This window comes from Nocardioides sp. Root190, assembly GCF_001428565.1.
GTDB lineage: Bacteria > Actinomycetota > Actinomycetes > Propionibacteriales > Nocardioidaceae > Nocardioides.
In genome coordinates this window covers 348,335-368,813 of record NZ_LMIA01000010.1, presented here as the reverse complement: position 1 = coordinate 368,813, position 20,479 = coordinate 348,335, and the positions used below count along the sequence as shown (strand labels likewise).

Genomic DNA, 20,479 nt, shown 5'->3' with positions numbered 1-20,479 from the left:
CGGCCCGGACCGGCCGCGCACCGATGGGTCACCATAGGTCCCGTGACGTTGCATTCAGGTCACCCGTCCACGGACGAGGGTGGCGTCGACCTCAACGCCGACGTCGGTGAGTCCTTCGGCCGATGGCAGCTCGGCGACGACGCAGCGCTCCTGCCGCACCTCTCCAGCGCCAACGTCGCGTGCGGGTTCCACGCGGGTGATCCGCTCACCCTCGTGCGCACGTGCACGCTCGCCGTGCAGCACGGCGTCGTCATCGGCGCCCAGGTGGGTTATCGCGACCTGGCGGGCTTCGGCAGGCGGTACGTCGACGTACCCCCGGCGGAGCTGGAGGCGGACGTGCTCTACCAGCTCGGTGCGCTCGACGCGATCGCACGGTCGGCGGGCGGTCGCGTCGCCTACCTCAAGCCCCACGGCGCGCTGTACCACGCGGTGAGCGCCCACCCGGCCCAGGCGCAGGCGGTCATCGCCGCCGTCGCTGCCTTCGGCGGACTCCCGGTCCTGGGTCTCGCCGGCTCCTCCTTCCTCAGGGCCGTCGAGGAGGCCGGACTCCCGGCCGTGGGCGAGGGCTTCGCCGATCGCGCCTACCTCCCCGACGGGGGACTCGTGCCGCGCTCCGAGCCGGGAGCAGTGCTCACCGAACCCTCCGAGGTGGCCGCGCAGGCGGTCCGGCTGGCGCAGTCGGGCGGGGTGCGCTCGCTCTGCGTGCACGGCGACTCGCCGGGAGCACCCGAGCTGGCCGCGGCGACCCGGGTGGCGCTCGAGGCCGCGGGGATCGCGGTCACCCCCTTCGTCGGCCGATGAAGGTGCTGCCGTACGGCGACCGCGGGCTCCTCGTCGAGCTCGCCGACACCGACGCGGTGGTGCGGTGCGTGGCGCTGATCCGGTCCGGTCCGGCCACTTCCGGGCTCGTCGCCGACGTCGTCCCCGGGGCTCGCACGGTCCTCGTGGTGGCTCGTGCGGGAGTTCCCATCGACCTCCTCCGGGCGGTGGTCCCGGACGAGAAGGACCTGATGTGCGGCGAGTCGCCCGGTCATCAGGGACCACCGCCGGCGGAGGTCGTGATCCCGGTCAGGTACGACGGACCGGACCTCGAGCGGGTCGCAGGGCTGACGGGGTTGACCGAGGCGGAGGTCGTGGCGGCCCACACCGGGACGCCGTGGCGAGTGGCCTTCGGCGGCTTCGCGCCCGGCTTCGCCTATCTGGTCGGCGGCGACCCCCGGCTGCAGGTCCCGCGACGCGAGCAGCCGCGCACCACCGTGCCCGCAGGAGCCGTGGGGCTGGCGGGGGAGTTCAGCGGGATCTACCCGAGGTCCTCGCCGGGCGGCTGGCAGCTCGTCGGCCGCACCGACCGGGCGCTCTGGGACCTCGACCGCGACCCGCCGGCACTGCTCGGAGCCGGTGTGACGGTGCGCTTCGAGGAGGTGCCGTGAGCGCCCCGGTGGGACTGGTGGTGCGGGCGGTCGGCGGCGGACCGTGCCTGGTCCAGGACGCGGGCCGCCCGGGCCACGCCGCGATCGGGGTGGGCGTCGGCGGCGCGGCCGATCGGGCGTCGTACGAGCTGGGGAACAGGTTGGTGGGCAACGCCCCGGGCGCGGCTGCGGTGGAGGTGGTCCTCGGTGGGCTCGAGGTCGAGGCGACCGTCCACGTGACCGTGTGCGTGACCGGTGCACCTGCGCCACTGCACCTCGACGGTCGGCCCGAACCGTCCGGCGCGGTGCTGACGCTGCGGCCGGGGCAACGCCTGCGCCTCGGCGTGCCCGCGAGCGGACTGCGTTCCTTCCTCGCGATCAGGGGCGGCGTGGCCGTCGCCGCCGTGCTCGGCTCCCGGTCCCGCGACACGCTCGCCCAGCTGGGACCGGCGCCGCTGGCGCCCGGCGACCGGCTCGCGCTGGGGGACGCCGCGACGGGGGAGGTGCTCGTGGACGCCGTCCCCCCGGCGTCGTACGACGACCGGCCGGTCCTGCGCGTGGTGCGTGGACCGCGCGACGGCTGGGTCCGGGACGTCGAACGCCTCGTCACCACGACCTGGCGGATCGGCTCGTCCAGCGACCGCGTCGGCCTGCGGCTCGAGGGCGGGGGTCTGGATCCGGTGCCGGCACGCGGCGAACTGCCCAGCGAGGGCGCGCTGCGGGGCGCGATCCAGGTGTCACCGGACGGTCGCCCGGTCGTGTTCGGGCCGGATCACCCGGTCACGGGCGGCTATCCCGTGGTCGGTGTGGTCATCGACGCCGACACCGACAGGCTGGCCCAGCTGCGGCCCGGGGACGAGCTCGGGTTCCGCTGGGTGTGACGAAGTGCGGGTCTCTCTCCACCGAAGTGCGTTGTTTTCTCCATCGAGATGACCATGCGCTGGCGCACCACCTCGGAGAAGACCTGACACTTCGGTGGAGAAACTGGCGCACTTCGCGGTGGATTCAGTGCGCAGGAGTGCCCTTGGCCGGCTCGACGAGCTCGACGAGCACACCGCCCGCGTCCTTGGGGTGGACGAAGTTGATCCGGCTGTCGGCCGTGCCGCGCTTCGCTTCGGGGTAGAGCAGGCGAAGGCCCCGCTCGCGCAGGATCGCGGAGACCTGGTCGAGGTCGGTGACGCGGTAGGCGAGCTGCTGGAGGCCCGGGCCGCTGCGGTCGATGAACTTGGCGATCGTGGAGCTGTCGTCGAGGGGAGCGAGCAGCTGGATGCGGGAGTCGGTGTCGCCGACGGCGATCATCGCCTCGCGGACACCCTGCTCCTCGTTGGTCTCCTCGTGCGCCACGTGCATGCCGAAATTGTCCCGGTAGAACGCGATCGCCACATCGAGGTCGGGCACAGCGATGCCGACGTGGTCGATGGCCGTGAACAGGTGCGCGGGGACGCCGTCAGTGATGCTCATGGACCCCATTGTGCCTGCGTCCTGACTGTGACGAGCGCCTCACCGACCGGACACTGGACCCCTCGCTCGCCGTGGCTACCGCCGAGTACAGTCGATGAGGTTCAGGCCGTTCCACTTCACGTCAGGTCCACGGAGGAAGCATGTCCGACAACCCCAGTGTCATCGTCGCCGGCGCTCGTACGCCGATCGGTCGCCTTCTCGGCGGTCTCAAGACCCTGTCGGCTGCCGACCTCGCCGGCGTCGCCATCAAGGGCGCGCTGGACAAGGCGGGCGTCGCGCCCGAGCAGGTCGACTACCTGATCCTCGGCCAGGTGCTGCAGGCCGGTGCCGGCCAGAACCCGGCCCGCACCGCCGGCCTCGCCGCCGGTCTGCCCGCGAGCATCCCGTCGATCACGATCAACAAGGTCTGCCTGTCCGGCATCAACGCGATCGCCCAGGCCGACCAGATGATCCGCTCCGGCGAGGCCGAGATCGTCGTCGCCGGTGGCGCCGAGTCGATGACCAACGCGCCCCACCTCCTCCCGAAGAGCCGCGACGGCTTCAAGTACGGCGACACCGCGCTCGTCGACTCGATGGCCTACGACGCCCTCTACGACCAGGCCACCCAGCAGGCGATGGGCAACCTCACCGAGGCGACCAACGCCGAGCGCACCAACGCCCTGACCCGCGAGGAGCAGGACGAGTTCTCGGCCCGCTCGCACCAGCTCGCCGCGGCTGCCCAGAAGAACGGTGTCTTCGACGAAGAGATCGTTCCCGTGAGCATCCCGCAGCGCAAGGGCGACCCGGTCGTCATCAGCAAGGACGAGGGCGTGCGTGGCGACACCACCGCCGAGTCCCTCGCCGGCCTTCGCCCGGCGTTCTCCAAGACCGGCACGATCACCGCCGGTTCGGCCTCGCAGATCTCCGACGGCGCGGCCGCGGTGATCGTCACCAGCAAGAAGAAGGCCGAGGAGCTCGGCCTGCCGATCCTCGCCGAGATCGTCAGCCACGGCCAGGTCGCCGGCCCGGACTCCACCCTTCAGATGCAGCCCGCCAACGCGACGCAGAAGGCCCTGGACAAGGCCGGCCTCACGGTCGCCGACCTCGACCTGGTCGAGTTCAACGAGGCGTTCGCCGCGGTCGGCATCGAGTCCGCCCGTGCGCTCGGCCTGGACGCGGACAAGGTCAACGTCAACGGCGGCGCCATCGCCATCGGTCACCCGCTCGGTGCCTCCGGTGCGCGCATCACGCTGCACCTCGCGCTCGAGCTCAAGCGCCGCGGTGGCGGCATCGGCGCGGCCGCCCTGTGCGGTGGCGGTGGTCAGGGTGACGCTCTCGTCATCCGGGTCCCCTCCAGCTGATCTGGCTGAGCGAACCGCTTTGCCAGAAGGAATCATCAAGGGCGGCCGCCGCGGTGTCACCGCGGCGGCCGTTCCTGAATTGGTGGCCCGGGCCCGCGGGGGAGACCCGCGTTCGGTCGGTCGTCTCGTGTCCCAGGTCGAGGACGAGTCGCCGATCCTGCCGGAGCTGATGCGGGCGCTCGCCCCGCACACGGGCCATGCGCGGATCGTCGGCATCACGGGCTCGCCCGGTGTCGGGAAGTCCACCTCGACCAATGCACTGATCGGTGAGCTGCGCCGACGCGAGCAGCGCGTCGCCGTCCTCGCCGTGGACCCGTCCTCACCCTTCTCGGGCGGCGCCCTGCTGGGCGACCGGATCCGGATGGGTGACCACGTTCTCGATCCCGGCGTCTTCATCCGCTCGATGGCCGCACGCGGCCACCTCGGAGGACTCGCCTGGACCACGCCCCAGGCCCTGCGGGTCCTGGACGCCGCCGGGTTCGACTACGTCCTCGTCGAGACCGTCGGCGTCGGCCAGAGCGAGGTCGAGGTGGCCGGCCAGGCCGACTCGACGATGGTGCTCCTGGCGCCCGGCATGGGCGACGGCATCCAGGCCGCGAAGGCGGGCATCCTGGAGATCGGCGACCTGTACGTCGTCAACAAGTCCGACCGCGAGGGTGCGGACAAGGTCCGGCGGGACCTGCGCGCGATGCTCGGTCTCGCCGAGCGGTGTGACGGGGCCTGGCAGCCGCCCGTCCTCAAGACGGTCGCCTCGACCTCGGAGGGCGTCGCCGACGTGGTCGACGCGTTGGAGGAGCACGCGGCGTGGCTCAGGGAGAGCGGTGAGCTCGAACGCCGCCGGGTACGCCGCGCCCGCAGTGAGGTCGAGACCCTCGCCCTGACGACGTTGCGGCGTCGATGGGGCTCGGTCGACGAGGGCGACCGGCTGGACGTACTCGCGGTGGCCGTCGTCGCCGGGGAGATCGATCCCTGGTCAGCGGCCGACGAGCTCGTCAGGGCCCGCTGAAGGCCGACCAGTCGGTCAGGCGCGGGTTCTGCCAGCCCGGCAGGGTCCCCGTGGTGCGGGGACGCCAGGGCGCCCTCAGCAGTTGCGGCTGGCGTGCGGACAGGCCGTTGTCGACGGGTGACTCGTGCAGGATCGCCGTCGGTCTGGCGTCGGTACCCACCTTGCTCGGGGTCGGCCCCGACGCGGGCGCCGGCGTTCCCGGTCGGCCGTTCGCGTTGAGGGCGGCGAAGCAGTAGCCACGGGCCTTGGCCACGCGGATCACCTGGCGCACCGCGCCGACCGAGATCGCCGAGCGATCGACCCCGTCGTGCTGGAGCACGACGTTGGATCCCCGGCGCAGGCCGTTCAGGATCCGGCGTGCGATCTGCTGGGACGAGCCGTTCGCCCAGTCCCGTGAGTCGACCGACCACAGCACGGGCACGTAGCCGGCCTGGGTGATCACGCGTCGCACCCGGGCGTCGATGGCGCCGTACGGCGGTCGCATCAGCCGGGTCGGGGTGACACCGGCCTTCAGGAGGGCCTGGTTCGTCGCGTGCAGGGTCCAGCGGACCTGCTTGCCGCTCTGGGCGGTCATCTGCTGGTGGGACCAGGAGTGGTTGCCGATCTCGAAGCCGGCCGCGGCGATCTCGCGCACCAGCTCCGGGTGCTGCCGGACCCGCCGGCCGACGACGAAGAAGGTCGCGGGGACCTCCTCCTGCTGAAGGATGCGGATCAGCTTGCGGGTCGTGCCCACCGCAGGACCGTCGTCGAAGGTGAGGGCGACGTGGCCCTTGCACTGCGCGGCCCGGGCGGGGACGGTCGCGGAGACCGCAGGGCCCGGTGACACGAGCGTGAGGACGAGGCCGATCAGCAGGAGTGCGGGGAGCACCGACCGGAGGCGATGGTGGAACACGCGGACAGCATGCGTGACGAGTCCCCTGTTCGGTGGCATTTCCGCCGTGGTGGCTGACACATCGCCGGAATTCGGTGCCGAGGGCGGGGCTGCGAGGATGGCGGATGTGAAGGACGTCGTCATCCTCGGCTCGACCGGTTCCATCGGCACCCAGGCCCTCGAGCTGGTCCGCGCCAACCCGGACCGGTTCCGGGTGGTCGGCCTGACCGCGGGCGGCAGCAATCCTGCGCTCTTCGAGGCGCAGGTGGCCGAGTTCGGCCCGGCCTTCCACGGGTTGGGGGAGCAGGCCAGCACCGAGGCCGCCGCCCAGTCGTGCGACGTCGTGCTCAACGGCATCACCGGCGCCGTGGGCCTGCGGCCGACCCTGGCCGCACTCGACGCGGGCAACACCCTCGCGCTCGCCAACAAGGAGTCGCTGGTCATGGGCGGGCCGCTCGTCCTGGACCGGGCCGCTCCGGGTCAGATCGTCCCGGTCGACTCCGAGCACAGTGCCCTGGCGCAGTGCCTGCGCGCCGGCACGGAGCAGGAGGTACGACGTCTCGTGCTCACCGCGAGCGGGGGGCCCTTCCGCGGCCGGTCCCGCGCCGAGCTCGCCGACGTCACTCCGCAGCAGGCCGCGGCGCACCCGACCTGGGACATGGGACCGGTGATCACCATCAACTCCGCGACCCTGGTCAACAAGGGCCTGGAGGTCATCGAGGCCCATCTCCTCTTCGGCATCCCGTTCGACCGGATCGAGGTCGTGGTGCACCCGACGAGCGTCGTGCACTCGATGGTGGAGTTCGTGGACGGCTCCACGATCGTCCAGGCGAGCCCGCCGACCATGCTGATCCCGATCGCGCTGGGCCTCTCCTGGCCCGACCGGGTGCCGGACGCGGCACCGCCCGTGGACTGGACCCGGACGGAGACCTGGGAGTTCTTCCCGCTCGACGACCAGGCCTTCCCCGCGGTCGCGCTGGCCCGTGAGGCGGGCGCCCGCGGAGGGACGGCTCCGGCGGTCTACAACGCCGCCAACGAGGTGGCCGTGGACGCCTTCCGGACCGGTCGCCTGCCCTTCACCGGAATCGTCGACGTCGTGGCGGACGCGGTAGCCGCACACGACGTACCCTCGAACCAGCAGCTCTCCCTCGACGACGTCCTCGCGGCCGACGCGTGGGCGCGGGAGGCCGCCGCCCGCACGATCGCAGACCGAGGACAAGCCCGCCCGTGATGACTGTTCTTCTCTACACCCTCGGGGTGCTGATCTTCACCGTCGCGCTCGTCGCGTCGGTCGGTCTGCACGAGCTGGGGCACATGATCCCCGCCAAGAAGTTCGGCGGGAAGGTCACGCAGTACTTCATCGGCTTCGGGCCCACGGTGTGGAGCAAGCAGGTCGGCGAGACCGAGTACGGCCTCAAGGCCATCCCGCTCGGCGGCTACGTGAAGATCGTCGGGATGCTCCCGCCCGGTGCCGAGCAGCTCGCGAAGGTCGAGGTCGATGCCGCCGGCAACGAGGTCCTCCGCGTGCGCAAGTCCGACACCGGACTGTTCACCCAGCTGATCTCCGACGCCCGTGCAGCGGAGTGGGACACGATCCGGCCCGAGGACTCCGACCGCCTCTTCTACAAGCTGGCCTGGTGGAAGCAGGCGATCGTGATGTTCGGCGGGCCACTCGTCAACATCGTGATCGCCTTCGTGATCTTCACCGGCGTCTTCGCCACGGTGGGCAACGCGGGCGACCCGACGGTCGAGACCACCATCGGCGAGGTGCACGCCTGCGTCGTCCCGGCCGACGAGGGCAACCGGGTCTGCACTGCCGAGGAGCTGGAGAACGCCCCGACGCCTGCCTTCGAGGCGGGCATCGAGGTGGGTGACCGGGTCGTCTCCTTCAACGGCACCGAGATCACCAGCTGGGAACAGATGCAGTCCCTGGTCCGCAAGAACGGCAGCGGCACGGCCGACGTCGTCGTCGAGCGCGACGGCGAGCTGGTCCCGATCCAGACCAGCACGACGGTGACGCCGCGGTTCCTCGAGGCCGACGACGAGAAGCCGACCGAGGTCGGCTTCCTGGGCGTGAGCCCGCGGTCGCACGCCACCACCGGCGGCGTGCTCTACACGATCGGCCAGATGGGCCACATGACCGTCGACGTCGCCAAGGCGCTGGTCACCCTCCCGCAGAAGGTGTGGGGGGTCGCGAAGGCGATCGTCGGCATCGGTGAGCGCGACCCGATGGGGCCGGTCAGCGTCGTCGGTGGCGGTCGTCTCGCGGGCGAGGTCGCCTCGCACGACGAGATCAGCACGACGGACAAGGCCGTCTCACTGCTCATGCTGATCGCCGGCTTCAACTTCTTCATCGGCATGCTCAACCTCGTGCCGCTGGTGCCCCTCGACGGCGGGCGCATCGCCACCGCTCTCTGGCAGGGCATCCGCAGCGGCTGGGCCAGGCTCCGCAAGCTGCCCGACCCCGGGTACGTCGACGGCGCCCGGTTGCTGCCGCTGACCTACGTGGTGGCGCTGAGCCTCATCGTCATGGGCGTGGTCCTGATCATCGGCGACCTCGTGGTGCCCGTGCACCTCGAATCCTGATCGCCACGCTCCCGGAAGTAGTCTGAAACCATGACGTCGATCAGCCTGGGCATGCCCGCTGCGCCTCCGCCGGTGCTCGCCCCCCGTCGTACCACCCGCCAGATCCAGGTGGGCAAGGTCGGCGTCGGCAGCGACCACCCGGTCTCGGTCCAGTCCATGACCACCACGCTGACCTCGGACGTCAACACGACGCTCCAGCAGATCGCCGAACTGACGGCCGCAGGCTGTGACATCGTGCGGGTGGCCTGCCCCAGCCAGGACGATGCGGACGCGCTCGCCGAGATCGCGCAGCACAGCCAGATCCCGGTCATCGCCGACATCCACTTCCAGCCGAAGTACGTCTTCGCCGCGATCGACGCCGGTTGCGCCGCGGTCCGGGTGAACCCGGGCAACATCAAGAAGTTCGACGACCAGATCAAGGAGATCGCGAAGGCCGCCAACGACCGCGGCACCTCGATCCGGATCGGCGTCAACGCAGGTTCGCTCGACAAGCGGCTCCTCGAGAAGTACGGCAAGGCGACGCCCGAGGCACTCGTCGAGTCCGCCGTGTGGGAGGCGAGCCTGTTCGAGGAGCACGGCTTCCGCGACTTCAAGATCTCGGTCAAGCACAACGACCCCGTCGTGATGGTGCGCGCCTACGAGCTACTTGCCGAGGCCGGCGACTGGCCGCTGCACCTCGGCGTCACCGAGGCCGGCCCTGCCTTCCAGGGCACCATCAAGTCGGCGACCGCCTTCGGTGCACTGCTCTCGCGCGGCATCGGGGACACCATCCGCGTCTCCCTGTCCGCGCCGCCGGTCGAGGAGGTCAAGGTCGGCATCCAGATCCTGCAGTCGCTCAACCTGCGTCCCCGCAAGCTCGAGATCGTCTCCTGCCCGTCCTGTGGCCGGGCCCAGGTCGACGTCTACACCCTTGCCGAGCGGGTGACCGCGGGCCTGGACGGTCTCGAGGTCCCGCTGCGCGTCGCCGTCATGGGATGTGTCGTCAACGGTCCGGGCGAGGCCCGTGAGGCCGATCTCGGCGTCGCGTCCGGCAACGGCAAGGGTCAGATCTTCGTGAAGGGCGAGGTCATCAAGACCGTGCCCGAGGCCATGATCGTGGAGACGCTGATCGAAGAGGCGATGAAGCTCGCCGAGTCGATGGAGCCCGTCGAGGGCGCCGAGGCCACCGTCTCCGTCAGCTGACGCCCCACATCGCTGCCACGTGCCGGGAGTCCGTGCCACAGCAGCCGCCCAGCACCTCGAGGTGTTCGAAGGCCTCCAGCAGCGGTTGCTGATCCGCAGCGAGCTGCACGGGATCCCCGTCGTCGAGCGTCTCGGACTCGTCCAGCTCGGTGTGGCTCATCGTCGAGGCGTTGACGCGCAGGCCACCGATGCGATCACGCCAGGCGCCCTCGTCCAGCCCGGAAAGCACGTGGGAGGGGTGCGCACAGTTGACGATGAAGTACGACGGCGGGGCGACCGCGTCCACCGCCTCGACCGCCTCGGCGAGGCTGGTGCCGTCCGGCAGGCGCCCGTCGGTCTCCACCGTGAAGCCGATCGCGACGCGGATCCCGACGTCGGCCGCTGCCCGGCTGACCCCGATCGCCTCACCGATCTCGGTCAGCGTCAGCACCGTGGCCCGGCCCGCACCTGCGGCGGCGAACGAGACCAGCTGCGGACGGTGGTAGTCCGCGGCGGCGTCCGGATCGACCGGACCAGCCGTGGCGTAGCCGTCGCCGCGCGGACCGAGCATCCCCCCGACCTCCCAGCCGACGAGCTCTCCGGCGCGCTCGGCGGCCAGCGCGGTCAGGAAGTCCACGCTCTCCCGGTTGATCCGGTCGAGGGCGGCGGCGTCGTAGCCCAGGAGTGCGGCGTGGTCGGGGTTCGCGCGCCATGTCGGGGTCTCCAGGAGCAGGGGTGCCTGGGCGCGCGCGGCGATGTCGGCATAGGCGAGGTAGTAGTCGGCCAGGGCGGCGCGACCCTCCTCGGTGTCCAGCAACGGGAACGACGCGAACTCGGGCAGGTCGAACCCGCGCAGGAAGACCAGGTCCGTCTCCAGGCCCCCGTCGGTCACATGGCGTGTGGTCATGGTTCGGTTCTACTCCGCCACGCCACGATCCACCAGCGTCATCCGGGACGCTCCGACACTAGGCTGGCCCCGTGCTGACCACCCGCCACGGCGTACGCGTGCTCGGGGCGCCCGACCTCGAGGCGTTCCTCGCCCTTGCCGGGCGGAATCCGGTCGTCAACGTCTTCGCGATCCATCGGGCGCAGACCACCAACCTCGAGCCGCGGTGGCTCGGTGGCGAGATGTGGGGACGCTTCGACGGAGGCCACCTCGTGGCTGCCTGCCACGTCGCCGCCAACCTGGTCCCGGTGGAGGCCGACCCGGAGGCCGCCGTCGCCTTTGCCGAGCGCGCGCTGTCGCGGCGTCGTACGGCCTCGACGATCGTGGGCCCGCAGGACGCGGTGCGTGCGTTCTGGGGCGAGGTCGGTCCGCACTGGGGGAGTCCGCGGGACATGAGGTGGGACCAGCGCCACCTCGTCATCGACGGCCCGCCGGCGGTGAGCCCTGACCAGGGTGTCCGGGCGGGTGTGCAGAACGACATCGCGACGCTCTACCCGGCGTGCGTGGCGATGTACACCGAGGAGGTCGGGGTGTCGCCGGAGTACGGCGGTGGCTCCGAGCTCTACCGTGCCCGGGTCGCCCAGCTCATCGGCCGCGGTTGGTCGTTCGTCCGGTACGACGGCGACGAGCTCGTCTTCAAGGCGGAGGTGGCCTGCGCGAGTCCGGACGCCGCCCAGATCCAGGGGGTCTGGGTGCCCCCGCACCGACGTGGTCAGGGCCTGGCGAGCGCCGGGATGGCCGCCGTGGTCCAGCAGGTGCGGGCTCGGATCTCGCCGACGGTCTCGTTGTACGTCAACGACTGGAACCACAGTGCACGCGCGGTCTACGAGCGGGTCGGCTTCGTGGAGAACGAGCGTTTCGCGACCGTGATGTTCTGACGAGCTCAGCCGGGGGCGTCGAGTCCTCCCGAGCGCGGCAGTCCGTTCCACAGGAGCCGTGCAGCCGCATCGGCGACCTCCTCGAGTGTCACGCCCGGGTGCTCCTGCCACCAACGTGCCACGCCGTCGACGCCGGTGATGAGGAGTTCGACGACGACGGAGGACGCGGTGGAGCCGGGGTCGACGCCGGACAGGGCGAGGTCGGGCGCGAGCATCGCGGCGACGGCCTGGGTGCGGGCCGAGCGGAAGGCCCCGATGACCCGGTCCAGCTCGGGGTCGCCGGTCGGGATCGGGTCGACGAGCAGGCGTCGCGACGCCGGTCGCGCCCGCGCGAAGGTGAGGTACGCCGTGACGGTGGACCGCAGCCGGTCCGGTCCGGCCCCGGCGCCGGTGATGCCCGCGCCCACCTCGGCGAGCATGGCGGCGTTCTGGCTCTCGAGGACCTGCAGGTAGAGCTCGCGCTTGGAGCGGAAGTGGTCGTAGAGGACCGTCCGGGTCACGCCGGCGGCGACCGCGATCTCGCCGACCGAGGAGGCGTCGTAGCCGCGCTCGGCGAAGACCTCGACCGCGGCGGCCTCGATCCGCTGACGTCGGACGGGCGCACTGAGCCGGCGCCGGACCGTTCCGGTGGTCGTCACTCGTTCTCCTTGTCATCGGCGCGGGCGGGGACCCACACCTGTGTCGGAAACAGCGGTGCGCAGCCCTTGACCTGGTGTGGTGCCAGTCACAATACTCGCCTCCAACAGTTACCGACACCAGTGTCGGTTGGCCTCGTGGGGAGATCACCAATGACGCAGCGTCTCGACCGCCGTACCCTGCTCTCGTCCTCGGCCGCCGTCGGCGCCGGTGCCGCTCTCGCGGGCGTCGGGATGGGCGCCGCGTTCGCGGCGACGCCCGGCAAGGACGCCGTCGTCCTCGGGGGAGGCATGGCTGGGTTGACGGCCGCCCACGAGCTCATCGAGCGCGGCTTCTCGGTCACCGTCTTCGAACCGTCCGCGTGGGGTGGCAAGGCGCGGAGCATCCCGTTCGCAGGCACCGGCACGGGCGGGCGCGCCGACCTGCCGGGGGAGCACGGCTTCCGGTTCTTCCCCGGCTTCTACCACCACGTCCCCGAGACGATGCGACGGATCCCGTTCGGCTCCGGCACCGTCGGTGACAACCTCGTGGCCGCCAGCGGCGGCAAGTTCCTGCGGGGTGGCGACCACGCGGACGCCTTCGTCTTCGGCATCGGTCCGGACCCCGTGCAGCTGCTCTCCGTCGACGGCCTGCGCCGGTCCCTGCTCGACACCCTCGGCGGGCACGCGGTGCCGGCGCACGAGCTCGTCTACTTCGTCGAGCGGCTCCTGGTCTTCCTCACCAGCTGCGACGAGCGCCGCCTCGGGCAGTGGGAGAAGGTCAGCTGGTGGGACTTCGTGGGCGCTGGCAAGCGCTCGCAGCCCTACCAGAAGATCCTCGCGGCCGGCCTGACCCGCAACCTCGTCGCCGCCAAGGAGACGATCGCCAGCACCCGCACGATCGGCAACATGGGCGAGGCCTTCGTCTACAACATCATGGGCCGCGGCAACGACGGCGCACTCGACCGCGTCCTCGACCTGCCGACGAACGAGGCGTGGATCGACCCCTGGATGACCTACCTGCGCGGCCGCGGCGTCTGCTTCGTGAGCGGCCAGCGCCTGGTCCGCTACGAGACCAGTGGCGGCCGGATCACGGCCGCAGTGCTCGCCAGCGCATCGGGCGCCACCAGTCGGGTCGAGGCCGACTGGTTCGTGAGCGCGATGCCGGTCGAGAGGGCGATCCCGACGCTGACCTCGAACGTCCTCGCGCTGGATCCGGGACTCAAGGGCCTCCAGTCGTTGAAGACCGACTGGATGGTCGGCATCCAGTACTTCCTGCGTGCCAGTGCCGACCTCACCAAGGGGCACATGACGTTCATCGACTCGCCGTGGTCGCTGACGGCCCTCACCCAGGGTGCCTTCTGGGAGGACCGGGTGATCTCGCGGGACTACGGCGACGGCGAGGTCGTCGACATCCTCTCGGTCGACATCTCCAACTGGGACGCGCCGGGCATCCTCTACGGGAAGCCTGCCAAGGAGTGCACCCGCCAGGAGATCGCCGAGGAGGTGCTCGCCCAGATCCGTGACCACCACACCTTCGGCGACCTGCTGCCCGAGGGCATCGTGCACTCGTGGTTCCTGGACCCGGGCGTGCAGTGGGACGCCTCCGCAGGGCGCAACACCAACGAGACGCCGTTGCTCGTGAACACGGTCGACACCTGGAACAAGCGCCCGACCGCCCGCACGAAGGTCCCGAACCTCCTCATGAGCGGGGACTTCGTGCAGACCGACATCGACCTCGCCACGATGGAGGGGGCCAACGAGTCCGCCCGCCATGCCGTCAACGCGATCCTCGAGGAGTCCCGCTCGAAGGCGACCCGGGTGAAGACCTTCCGGATGTACGACCCGCCGGAGTTCGCGGTCCTCAAGGCGGCCGACAAGCTGCTCTACAAGCTCGGCCAGAAGAACCTGCTCGACATCGTCTGAGCTGCAGCCACCGGGGATCTGACAGGCTGGTCCCATGTCGCTTCCGATCACCGCCAAGGCCGTCACCGGCGCGTTCGCCGTCAGTGGTGTCGTGCACCTCGTCAAGCCCGAGGTGTTCGAGCCCCTGATCCCCGAGCAGCTCCCCGGAAGTGCCCGCGACTGGGTGATCTGGAGTGGTGTCGCCGAGCTGGCGTGCGCCGCCGGCATGCTGCACCCGCGCACCCGCAAGGTCGCCGCGTACGCCAGCGTTGCACTGCTCGCCGGCGTCCTGCCGGGCAACGCCAAGATGGCCGTCGACGCGCAGGGGAGTGACAACACGGCCTACAAGGCGATCACGGCGGCACGCGTGCCGCTGCAGTGGCCGATGATCCGCGGGATGCTCAAGGCGGCACGGACCGCCTGAGCACGTCGTCGCCTCGAAGGGTTACTGGTTCGCGGCGACCGGCTCCGCAGCCGTAGGGTTGCGCCCGTGCTGATGCGGATGTCCACCCTGTTCGTTCGAACCCTTCGTGAGGACCCCTCGGACGCGGAGGTCCCGAGCCACCGTCTGCTGCTGCGGGCCGGCTACATCCGTCGCGCTGCGCCGGGCATCTACACCTGGCTGCCGCTGGGGTTGAAGGTGCTGCGCAAGGTCGAGGGCATCATCCGCGAGGAGATGGACGCCATCGGCGCCCAGGAGGTCAGCTTCCCCGCGCTGCTTCCCCGTGAGCCCTACGAGGCGACCAACCGGTGGACCGAGTACGGCGACGGGATCTTCCGCCTCAAGGACCGCAAGGGCGCCGACTACCTGCTGGGCCCTACCCACGAGGAGATGTTCACGCTCCTGGTCAAGGACATGTACGGGTCCTACAAGGACCTGCCGCTGAGCCTGTACCAGGTCCAGACGAAGTACCGCGACGAGGCGCGTCCCCGGGCGGGACTGCTGCGCGGGCGCGAGTTCATCATGAAGGACTCCTACTCCTTCGACGTCGACGACGCCGGCCTGGAGGTGTCGTACCAGAAGCACCGCGACGCCTACGTCCGGATCTTCGACCGGCTCGGCTTCGACTACGTCATCGTCAAGGCGACCGCCGGGGCGATGGGGGGCTCGAAGTCCGAGGAGTTCCTGGCGAACGCCGCCGTCGGTGAGGACACCTACGTCCGCTGCACGGCGTGCGACTACGCCGCCAACGTGGAGGCGGTCCAGGTGCCGGCTCCCGCCGCCGTGTCGTACGACGACGCACCCGCCGCGCACGTCGAGGACACCCCTGGCACGCCCACCATCGACAGCCTCGTCGACCACCTCAACAGCGCGTTCCCGCGTGCGGACCGTCCCTGGGCGGCCGGCGACACCCTGAAGAACGTCCTGGTCGTGCTCAAGCACCCCGACGGCACCCGCGAGCCCCTCGCCATCGGTCTGCCCGGCGACCGCGAGGTCGACCAGAAGCGGCTCGAGGGTCAGCTCGAGCCCATCGAGGTCGAGGCGATGGACGAGGCGGAATTCCGCAAGCACCCCTCGCTCGTCAAGGGCTACATCGGTCCCGGGGCGCTCGGCGAGGAGGGAACCAGCGCGATCCGCTACCTCCTGGACCCCCGCGTCTCCGAGGGCACCCGCTGGGTCACCGGGGCCGACGAGCCCGGTCGCCACGTCGTCGACCTCGTGGCTGGACGCGACTTCACCGCCGACGGCACCATCGAGGCGGCCGACGTGCGTGACGGCGACGCCTGCCCCAACTGTGACGGCGGCACGCTCGAGTCCGCACGCGGCATCGAGATGGGCCACGTGTTCCAGCTCGGCCGCAAGTACGCCGAGTCGCTGGACCTCAAGGTGCTCGACGAGAACGGCAAGCTGGTCACCGTCACGATGGGCTCGTACGGCGTGGGCGTCTCCCGAGCGGTCGCTGCGATCGCCGAGGACACCCTCGACGAGATCGGGCTGTGCTGGCCTCGCGAGATCGCCCCGGCCGACGTGCACGTGGTCGCCGCGGGCAAGGACGCTGCCGTGTTCGAGGCCGCCGAGCAGCTCGTCGCGGGCCTGGTCGCTGCCGGTGTGGACGTCGTCTTCGACGACCGCGCCGGAAAGATCAGCCCCGGCGTGAAGTTCAAGGACGCCGAGCTGATCGGTGTGCCCACCATCGTCACGGTGGGGCGCGGCGTCGTCGACGGCCTGATCGAGGTCAAGGACCGTCGTACGGGCGAGAAGCAGGAACTCGCACTGGACGGCGCCGTCGAGGCGCTGCTCGGGCTGGTCCGGGGCTGAGCTGTGGCCGTCGGTGCCGTCGAGGCGGTCATCTTCGACTGGGGCGGCACGCTCACTGCCTGGCACGACATCGACTTCCACGCGGAGTCCTTGGCGCTCGCCCAGGCGGTCCGGGCCACCCCGGACACCTCCGACGACCACCATGCCGTCGCGACCCGCCTGCACAGCGCGGGTGGCGAGATCTGGGGCAGGAGCAGGGACCACCAGCAGAGTGCGACGATCGGCGACCTGTTCACCGCCGCAGGCCTCGATCACGACCCAGAGCTCCTCGCGGCGTACTACGAGTTCTGGGAGCCGCACACCCTCACCGACCCTGAGGTCGCTCCGCTCTTCACCTGGCTGCGTGCCGAGGGGATCAAGGTCGGGGTCCTGTCCAACACGATCTGGCCACGTGCCTGGCATCGCGGCTTCTTCGAGCGCGACGGGGTGCTCGACCTCATCGACGGCGACGTCTACTCGAGCGAGATCCCGTGGACCAAGCCCTCGCCCCGTGCCTTCGGGGCCGCGATGGACGCGGTCGGTGTGAGCGACGCGTCCCGGTGCGTGTACGTCGGCGACCGGCTCTTCGACGACGTGTGGGGTGCGCAGAACGCAGGCCTGCGCGCCATCCACGTGCCGCACAGCGCCATCCCGTCCGACCAGGTCGGACACAGCGAGGGCGAGCCGGACGCGACTGCGCACCGGCTGGCGGACATTCCCGGTCTCCTCGCCCCCTGGCGCTGACTCCTGCGCGGACCGCGGGCGCTGGCTCTGGCGCCCGTGATTGCAGGTTTGTGCAGTGCACATTTATGAGGAAAGCGAGCTACAGACCCCGGGGGCGTTCTGTTGCATGATTGTGCACAGGTGATCGGTGAGCCCCACCTCTCCCGTCACCTGATGACCGTTGTCCCCGGTCACCAGTGGTTCGCGGCCCCGTCTTCGGGGGACGTCTCGGGAGTCTCCCGGAGACCGAGGCCGCGAACCGCTGGCGTTTTTGCGGGCCTCGACGCGTGCGCTCCGATGCCGCTCAGATCCCGGGCAGTCGCTCCGGGCGGGCGCCGAAGCCCAGTCCGCGCACCGCGGCGTCGAGAAGCGCCTCGACCGCCCAGGTCCGGGCCGCGCCGCTCGTGCTCGCCACGAGGTAGGCGTAGGTGGAGGCGGCACCCTCCTCGAGCTCGCGGGCCCGGGCGGTGACCGCGGTGGCGGTCCCGAGCTCAGCAGGCAACGAGTAGCCGGGTTCGGCGGGCACGGGGTCGGCACCCGTGGCGGCGATCATCGCCGCGAGGCGGTCGCGCCGGTTGCGGTGCACGAGATAGGCACGGGTGACCCGTGCATAGAGGGGGGCCGAGGACGTGCGCGAGGTCTGGGCGCCCAGTGCGGCGTAGACGAAGACCGCGGCGTGCTCCGCGGCGAGCGCGACCTGGAGCGGCTCGGTCGCGTCGTCGGCCGGCGTGGGGGTGGGCTCGCCCATCACATCACCGCCCGCTGCTGGGCAACGGCGGCCGCCATCGACGCGAGCACCTGGGCCAGGGCGCCACTCCGTGCCGCGCCGGCGGCGAGGACCAGGCGGTCCTGCAGGCGTTGCTCGGCCAGGACCAGGCCCTTCAGGGCCGTGGCCCGATCGGTCGGGACGACGGGCGCCTGGGCCGGGTCGGCGCCGCCGAGCTCGACCAGGTGGGCGTCGTGGATGCGGGCCAGGTGGGTGCCGATCCTCGCCAGGGCGGCGACGGTCGTCCCCGTCGCGGTGGCGAGGGCGCTGGTGGCCGCGATGGCCTGGGTGACCTCGCTCACCAGGGCGCTGTCGGCGTCGACGGCGGGGGCGGTCGGGGTGACGGCACCCGACACGCCCGGCTCGTCGTCGCCGTCGAGCAGGTCGCCCACGGCGTCGCACCCGCCGAGCAGCGCGGCGGTCCCTGCGAGCCCGCCGGCAACGAGACCGCGGCGGCTGAGGGGGAGGGGGCTCCTGGACACGCGGGAACCCTATCCGCAGCGGTAGGGTGGTGAACGCACAGCCACAACAGGACACGGGAGGACTCGACATGGGTTCGGGACAGGGCGCTCACGGAGCGACAGCCGAGCGGATCGAGAACGTCCTCACCGGACCTCTCGCCGAGCTGGGCCTCGATCTCGAGGCCGTCGAGATCAGCCCGGCCGGCAAGCGACGCGTCCTGCGCGTCGCCATCGACACCGACGGGGGACTCACCCTCGACGACGTCGCGTCGGCCACCAAGATGATCGACCAGGTCCTCGAGGCCGACGGACCCGGCGGCGGATCACAGGTGATGGGCGAGCTGCCCTACACGCTGGAGGTCACCTCGCGTGGTGTCGACCGCCCCCTCACCCTGCCCCGCCACTGGCGGCGCAACGAGGGCCGACTCGTCAAGATCACCCGCGCCGATGGCGAGGCCGAGATCGTGGGCCGCGTCGGCGCGAGCGACGACGACGGCGTCACCCTGGAGGTCTCGGGTGCCGAGGTCCGGGTGTCGTACGCCGAGGTCGCCAAGGCACTGGTGCAGATCGAGTTCAACCGCAAGCACAGCAACGAGACGACGAATGAGGACGCTGACTGATGGACATCGACCTGAGCATCCTGCGCACCCTGGAGCGCGAGAAGGAGATCAAGTTCGAGGTGCTCGTCGAGGCGATCGAGCAGGCTCTCCTCACGGCGTACCACAAGACCCCGGGGTCGAACCCCCAGGCGCGGGTGGAGCTGAACCGCAAGACGGGCCACGTGTCGGTGCTCGCCGACGAGCTGGACGACGAGGGCAACAAGGTCGGGCAGTTCGACGACACCCCGGCCGACTTCGGCCGGATCGCCGCGACGACCGCGAAGCAGATCATGCTGCAGCGGCTGCGCGACGCCGAGGACGAGATCCGGTTCGGTGAGTTCTCCGGCAAGGAGGGCGACATCGTCTCCGGCATCATCCAGCAGGGCCGCAACCCCGACGACGTGCTCGTCGACCTGGGCAAGCTCGAGGCGCAGCTGCCGTCCAGCGAGCGGGTGCCCGACGAGGACTACAGCCATGGCACCCGGATCAAGTGCCTGGTGATCTCGGTGCGCAAGGGCATGCGGGGGCCGCAGATCACGCTCTCGCGCTCGCACCCCAACCTGGTCAAGAAGCTCTTCGCGCTCGAGGTGCCCGAGATCGCCGACGGCACCGTGGAGATCGCCGCCATTGCCCGCGAGTCCGGCCACCGGACCAAGATCGCCGTACGCTCGGCAGTGCCGGGCGTCAACGCCAAGGGAGCCTGCATCGGCCCGATGGGCCAGCGGGTCCGCAACGTCATGGCGGAGCTCGCGGGCGAGAAGATCGACATCGTCGACTGGTCCGAGGACCCGGCCGAGATGGTGGCGCACGCGCTGTCGCCGGCGCAGGTGCAGTCGGTCACCGTGGTCGATGCTGCTGCGCGCTCGGCTCGCGTGGTCGTTCCCGACTTCCAACTGTCGCTCGCGATCGGCAAGGAGGGCCAGAACGCCCGCCTCGCGGCCCGCCTGACCGGCTGGCGCATCGACATCCACTCCGACGAGGAAGCCTGATCGATTCCCACTGAGGGCCCGGGGGCTCGCCGGTTCGGTCCCACGACCGTACTAGCGGTAGAGTTTCCGGTTGGTGGCTCGCCGACTGAAATCTCCCGTGGAACTCGACCAGATCCCTGACCAGGGACCTGTCCGGACCTGCATCGGATGTCGGCAGCGGGCTGCCAAGCGCGAGTTGTTGCGGGTGACCGCTGGCTCGGGACCTGACGGCCTACCAGCCGTCCTGCCCGATCCGGAGGGAACTGCACCGGGTCGTGGGGCGCACCTGCACCCCACCAGCGGTTGCTACGACCTCGCGGTACGGCGGAAAGCCTTCTCCCGTGCACTGCGTCTGACGCAGGGGCAGGGTGGGCTCTCCACTGTGCCGGTGGGGGAGTACCTCACCGCGCACTGATCAACCTGACCGAATCAACCACCGAAAGACTGGAGCAGCAGCTCATGAGCACTCGATGAGTACCTCGCGATGAGCCAGTTCGTTCTGCACCACCCACCAACGGTCTAGAGATCCTCCCCGGGTCTTGGGCC

General features: G+C 70.8%; 22 protein-coding genes. 16 read left to right on the top strand and 6 right to left on the bottom strand.

Features of this window, described 5'->3' with window-relative positions; all coding sequences use genetic code 11:
* Positions 1–48: 48 nt before the first annotated feature.
* Genes ASE01_RS14630 through ASE01_RS14620 form a run of 3 tightly spaced genes read left to right on the top strand, consistent with a single transcriptional unit; the run spans position 49 to position 2,290 of the window.
* Entirely contained in the window at positions 49–801 is a 753-nt protein-coding gene (locus ASE01_RS14630; RefSeq protein ID WP_056754761.1) for a LamB/YcsF family protein, read from the top strand.
* Complete coding sequence (locus ASE01_RS14625; protein WP_056753377.1) at positions 798–1,430, top strand: 5-oxoprolinase subunit B family protein; 633 nt, start codon at positions 798–800, stop codon at positions 1,428–1,430. The genes ASE01_RS14630 and ASE01_RS14625 overlap by 4 nt, the downstream gene beginning before the upstream one ends.
* Positions 1,427–2,290, top strand: a complete 864-nt coding sequence (locus ASE01_RS14620; RefSeq protein WP_235536033.1) for a biotin-dependent carboxyltransferase family protein — start codon at positions 1,427–1,429, stop codon at positions 2,288–2,290. The genes ASE01_RS14625 and ASE01_RS14620 overlap by 4 nt, the downstream gene beginning before the upstream one ends.
* A 124-nt stretch (positions 2,291–2,414) precedes the next feature.
* On the opposite strand, the gene mce is transcribed toward ASE01_RS14620, so the two are convergent.
* Positions 2,415–2,879, bottom strand: a complete 465-nt coding sequence (gene mce, locus ASE01_RS14615; RefSeq protein ID WP_056753374.1) for a methylmalonyl-CoA epimerase — start codon at positions 2,877–2,879, stop codon at positions 2,415–2,417.
* Positions 2,880–3,010: 131 nt separating this feature from the next.
* On the opposite strand from mce, the gene ASE01_RS14610 reads away from it, so the two are divergent.
* Positions 3,011–4,210, top strand: coding sequence for an acetyl-CoA C-acetyltransferase (locus tag ASE01_RS14610; RefSeq protein WP_056753371.1), 1,200 nt, complete (start codon positions 3,011–3,013; stop codon positions 4,208–4,210).
* Positions 4,211–4,244: 34 nt separating this feature from the next.
* A complete protein-coding gene (gene meaB, locus ASE01_RS14605) occupies positions 4,245–5,216 on the top strand; it encodes a methylmalonyl Co-A mutase-associated GTPase MeaB (RefSeq protein WP_056754757.1) in 972 nt (323 codons plus the stop codon).
* On the opposite strand, the gene ASE01_RS14600 is transcribed toward meaB, so the two are convergent.
* Positions 5,203–6,108, bottom strand: coding sequence for a polysaccharide deacetylase family protein (locus tag ASE01_RS14600; protein ID WP_056753369.1), 906 nt, complete (start codon positions 6,106–6,108; stop codon positions 5,203–5,205). The genes meaB and ASE01_RS14600 overlap by 14 nt on opposite strands.
* Positions 6,109–6,205: 97 nt before the next feature.
* On the opposite strand from ASE01_RS14600, the gene dxr reads away from it, so the two are divergent.
* The 3 genes from dxr to ispG are packed head-to-tail and all read left to right on the top strand — an operon-like array spanning position 6,206 to position 9,855.
* The gene (gene dxr / locus ASE01_RS14595; RefSeq protein ID WP_056753365.1) at positions 6,206–7,318 is read left to right on the top strand and encodes a 1-deoxy-D-xylulose-5-phosphate reductoisomerase; all 1,113 of its coding nucleotides are present in this window, start codon (positions 6,206–6,208) and stop codon (positions 7,316–7,318) included.
* A complete protein-coding gene (locus ASE01_RS14590; protein WP_056753361.1) occupies positions 7,318–8,673 on the top strand; it encodes a M50 family metallopeptidase in 1,356 nt (451 codons plus the stop codon). Before dxr ends, ASE01_RS14590 begins: the two co-directional genes overlap by 1 nt.
* A 30-nt stretch (positions 8,674–8,703) precedes the next feature.
* The gene (gene ispG, locus ASE01_RS14585; RefSeq protein ID WP_056753358.1) at positions 8,704–9,855 is read left to right on the top strand and encodes a flavodoxin-dependent (E)-4-hydroxy-3-methylbut-2-enyl-diphosphate synthase; all 1,152 of its coding nucleotides are present in this window, start codon (positions 8,704–8,706) and stop codon (positions 9,853–9,855) included.
* Here ispG and ASE01_RS14580 read toward each other — a convergent pair.
* Positions 9,848–10,741: a homocysteine S-methyltransferase family protein gene (locus tag ASE01_RS14580; protein WP_056753355.1), complete on the bottom strand. Its 894-nt coding sequence runs from the start codon at positions 10,739–10,741 to the stop codon at positions 9,848–9,850. The two genes, ispG and ASE01_RS14580, sit on opposite strands and share 8 nt — an antisense overlap.
* A gap of 71 nt (positions 10,742–10,812) precedes the next feature.
* On the opposite strand from ASE01_RS14580, the gene ASE01_RS14575 reads away from it, so the two are divergent.
* The gene (locus ASE01_RS14575) at positions 10,813–11,658 is read left to right on the top strand and encodes a GNAT family N-acetyltransferase (protein ID WP_082606067.1); all 846 of its coding nucleotides are present in this window, start codon (positions 10,813–10,815) and stop codon (positions 11,656–11,658) included.
* 5 nt (positions 11,659–11,663) lie between these two features.
* Here the strand turns inward: ASE01_RS14575 and ASE01_RS14570 are convergent, their stop codons facing one another.
* Positions 11,664–12,296: a TetR/AcrR family transcriptional regulator gene (locus ASE01_RS14570; RefSeq protein WP_056753352.1), complete on the bottom strand. Its 633-nt coding sequence runs from the start codon at positions 12,294–12,296 to the stop codon at positions 11,664–11,666.
* A gap of 150 nt (positions 12,297–12,446) precedes the next feature.
* On the opposite strand from ASE01_RS14570, the gene ASE01_RS14565 reads away from it, so the two are divergent.
* The 4 genes from ASE01_RS14565 (at position 12,447) to ASE01_RS14550 (ending at position 17,160) form a co-directional block, all read left to right on the top strand.
* Positions 12,447–14,198, top strand: a complete 1,752-nt coding sequence (locus tag ASE01_RS14565; protein WP_056753349.1) for an FAD-dependent oxidoreductase — start codon at positions 12,447–12,449, stop codon at positions 14,196–14,198.
* Between the two features lie 34 nt (positions 14,199–14,232).
* Entirely contained in the window at positions 14,233–14,601 is a 369-nt protein-coding gene (locus ASE01_RS14560; protein ID WP_056753346.1) for a DoxX family protein, read from the top strand.
* A gap of 66 nt (positions 14,602–14,667) precedes the next feature.
* On the top strand, positions 14,668–16,437 hold the full coding sequence (locus ASE01_RS14555; RefSeq protein ID WP_056753344.1) for a proline--tRNA ligase: 1,770 nt from the start codon (positions 14,668–14,670) through the stop codon (positions 16,435–16,437).
* 3 nt (positions 16,438–16,440) lie between these two features.
* A complete protein-coding gene (locus tag ASE01_RS14550; RefSeq protein ID WP_056753342.1) occupies positions 16,441–17,160 on the top strand; it encodes an HAD family hydrolase in 720 nt (239 codons plus the stop codon).
* 283 nt (positions 17,161–17,443) lie between these two features.
* Here the strand turns inward: ASE01_RS14550 and ASE01_RS14545 are convergent, their stop codons facing one another.
* Positions 17,444–17,887: a ferritin-like domain-containing protein gene (locus ASE01_RS14545; protein ID WP_056753340.1), complete on the bottom strand. Its 444-nt coding sequence runs from the start codon at positions 17,885–17,887 to the stop codon at positions 17,444–17,446.
* A complete protein-coding gene (locus tag ASE01_RS14540; RefSeq protein WP_056753338.1) occupies positions 17,887–18,387 on the bottom strand; it encodes a hypothetical protein in 501 nt (166 codons plus the stop codon). The genes ASE01_RS14545 and ASE01_RS14540 overlap by 1 nt, the downstream gene beginning before the upstream one ends.
* A gap of 68 nt (positions 18,388–18,455) precedes the next feature.
* Between ASE01_RS14540 and rimP the strand changes: the two genes are divergently transcribed.
* From rimP to ASE01_RS24035, 3 genes are all read left to right on the top strand, one after another.
* Positions 18,456–18,986, top strand: coding sequence for a ribosome maturation factor RimP (rimP, locus tag ASE01_RS14535; RefSeq protein WP_056753334.1), 531 nt, complete (start codon positions 18,456–18,458; stop codon positions 18,984–18,986).
* Complete coding sequence (gene nusA, locus ASE01_RS14530) at positions 18,986–19,954, top strand: transcription termination factor NusA (protein WP_056753331.1); 969 nt, start codon at positions 18,986–18,988, stop codon at positions 19,952–19,954. The genes rimP and nusA overlap by 1 nt, the downstream gene beginning before the upstream one ends.
* Positions 19,955–20,027: 73 nt before the next feature.
* A complete protein-coding gene (locus tag ASE01_RS24035) occupies positions 20,028–20,348 on the top strand; it encodes a YlxR family protein (RefSeq protein WP_321164127.1) in 321 nt (106 codons plus the stop codon).
* Positions 20,349–20,479 lie beyond the last annotated feature (131 nt).

Bases quoted from the DNA above. Each gene is read 5' to 3' on its own strand.
- ASE01_RS14590 (WP_056753361.1), top strand. From the start codon at position 7,318: ATGACTGTTCTTCTCTACACCCTCGGGGTGCTGATCTTCACCGTCGCG.
- dxr (WP_056753365.1), top strand. From the start codon at position 6,206: ATGGCGGATGTGAAGGACGTCGTCATCCTCGGCTCGACCGGTTCCATC.
- mce (WP_056753374.1), bottom strand. From the start codon at position 2,879: ATGGGGTCCATGAGCATCACTGACGGCGTCCCCGCGCACCTGTTCACG.
- ispG (WP_056753358.1), top strand. From the start codon at position 8,704: ATGACGTCGATCAGCCTGGGCATGCCCGCTGCGCCTCCGCCGGTGCTC.
- rimP (WP_056753334.1), top strand. From the start codon at position 18,456: ATGGGTTCGGGACAGGGCGCTCACGGAGCGACAGCCGAGCGGATCGAG.
- ASE01_RS14560 (WP_056753346.1), top strand. From the start codon at position 14,233: ATGTCGCTTCCGATCACCGCCAAGGCCGTCACCGGCGCGTTCGCCGTC.
- ASE01_RS14580 (WP_056753355.1), bottom strand. From the start codon at position 10,741: ATGACCACACGCCATGTGACCGACGGGGGCCTGGAGACGGACCTGGTC.
- ASE01_RS14565 (WP_056753349.1), top strand. From the start codon at position 12,447: ATGACGCAGCGTCTCGACCGCCGTACCCTGCTCTCGTCCTCGGCCGCC.
- ASE01_RS14625 (WP_056753377.1), top strand. From the start codon at position 798: ATGAAGGTGCTGCCGTACGGCGACCGCGGGCTCCTCGTCGAGCTCGCC.
- nusA (WP_056753331.1), top strand. From the start codon at position 18,986: ATGGACATCGACCTGAGCATCCTGCGCACCCTGGAGCGCGAGAAGGAG.
- ASE01_RS14610 (WP_056753371.1), top strand. From the start codon at position 3,011: ATGTCCGACAACCCCAGTGTCATCGTCGCCGGCGCTCGTACGCCGATC.
- ASE01_RS14545 (WP_056753340.1), bottom strand. From the start codon at position 17,887: ATGGGCGAGCCCACCCCCACGCCGGCCGACGACGCGACCGAGCCGCTC.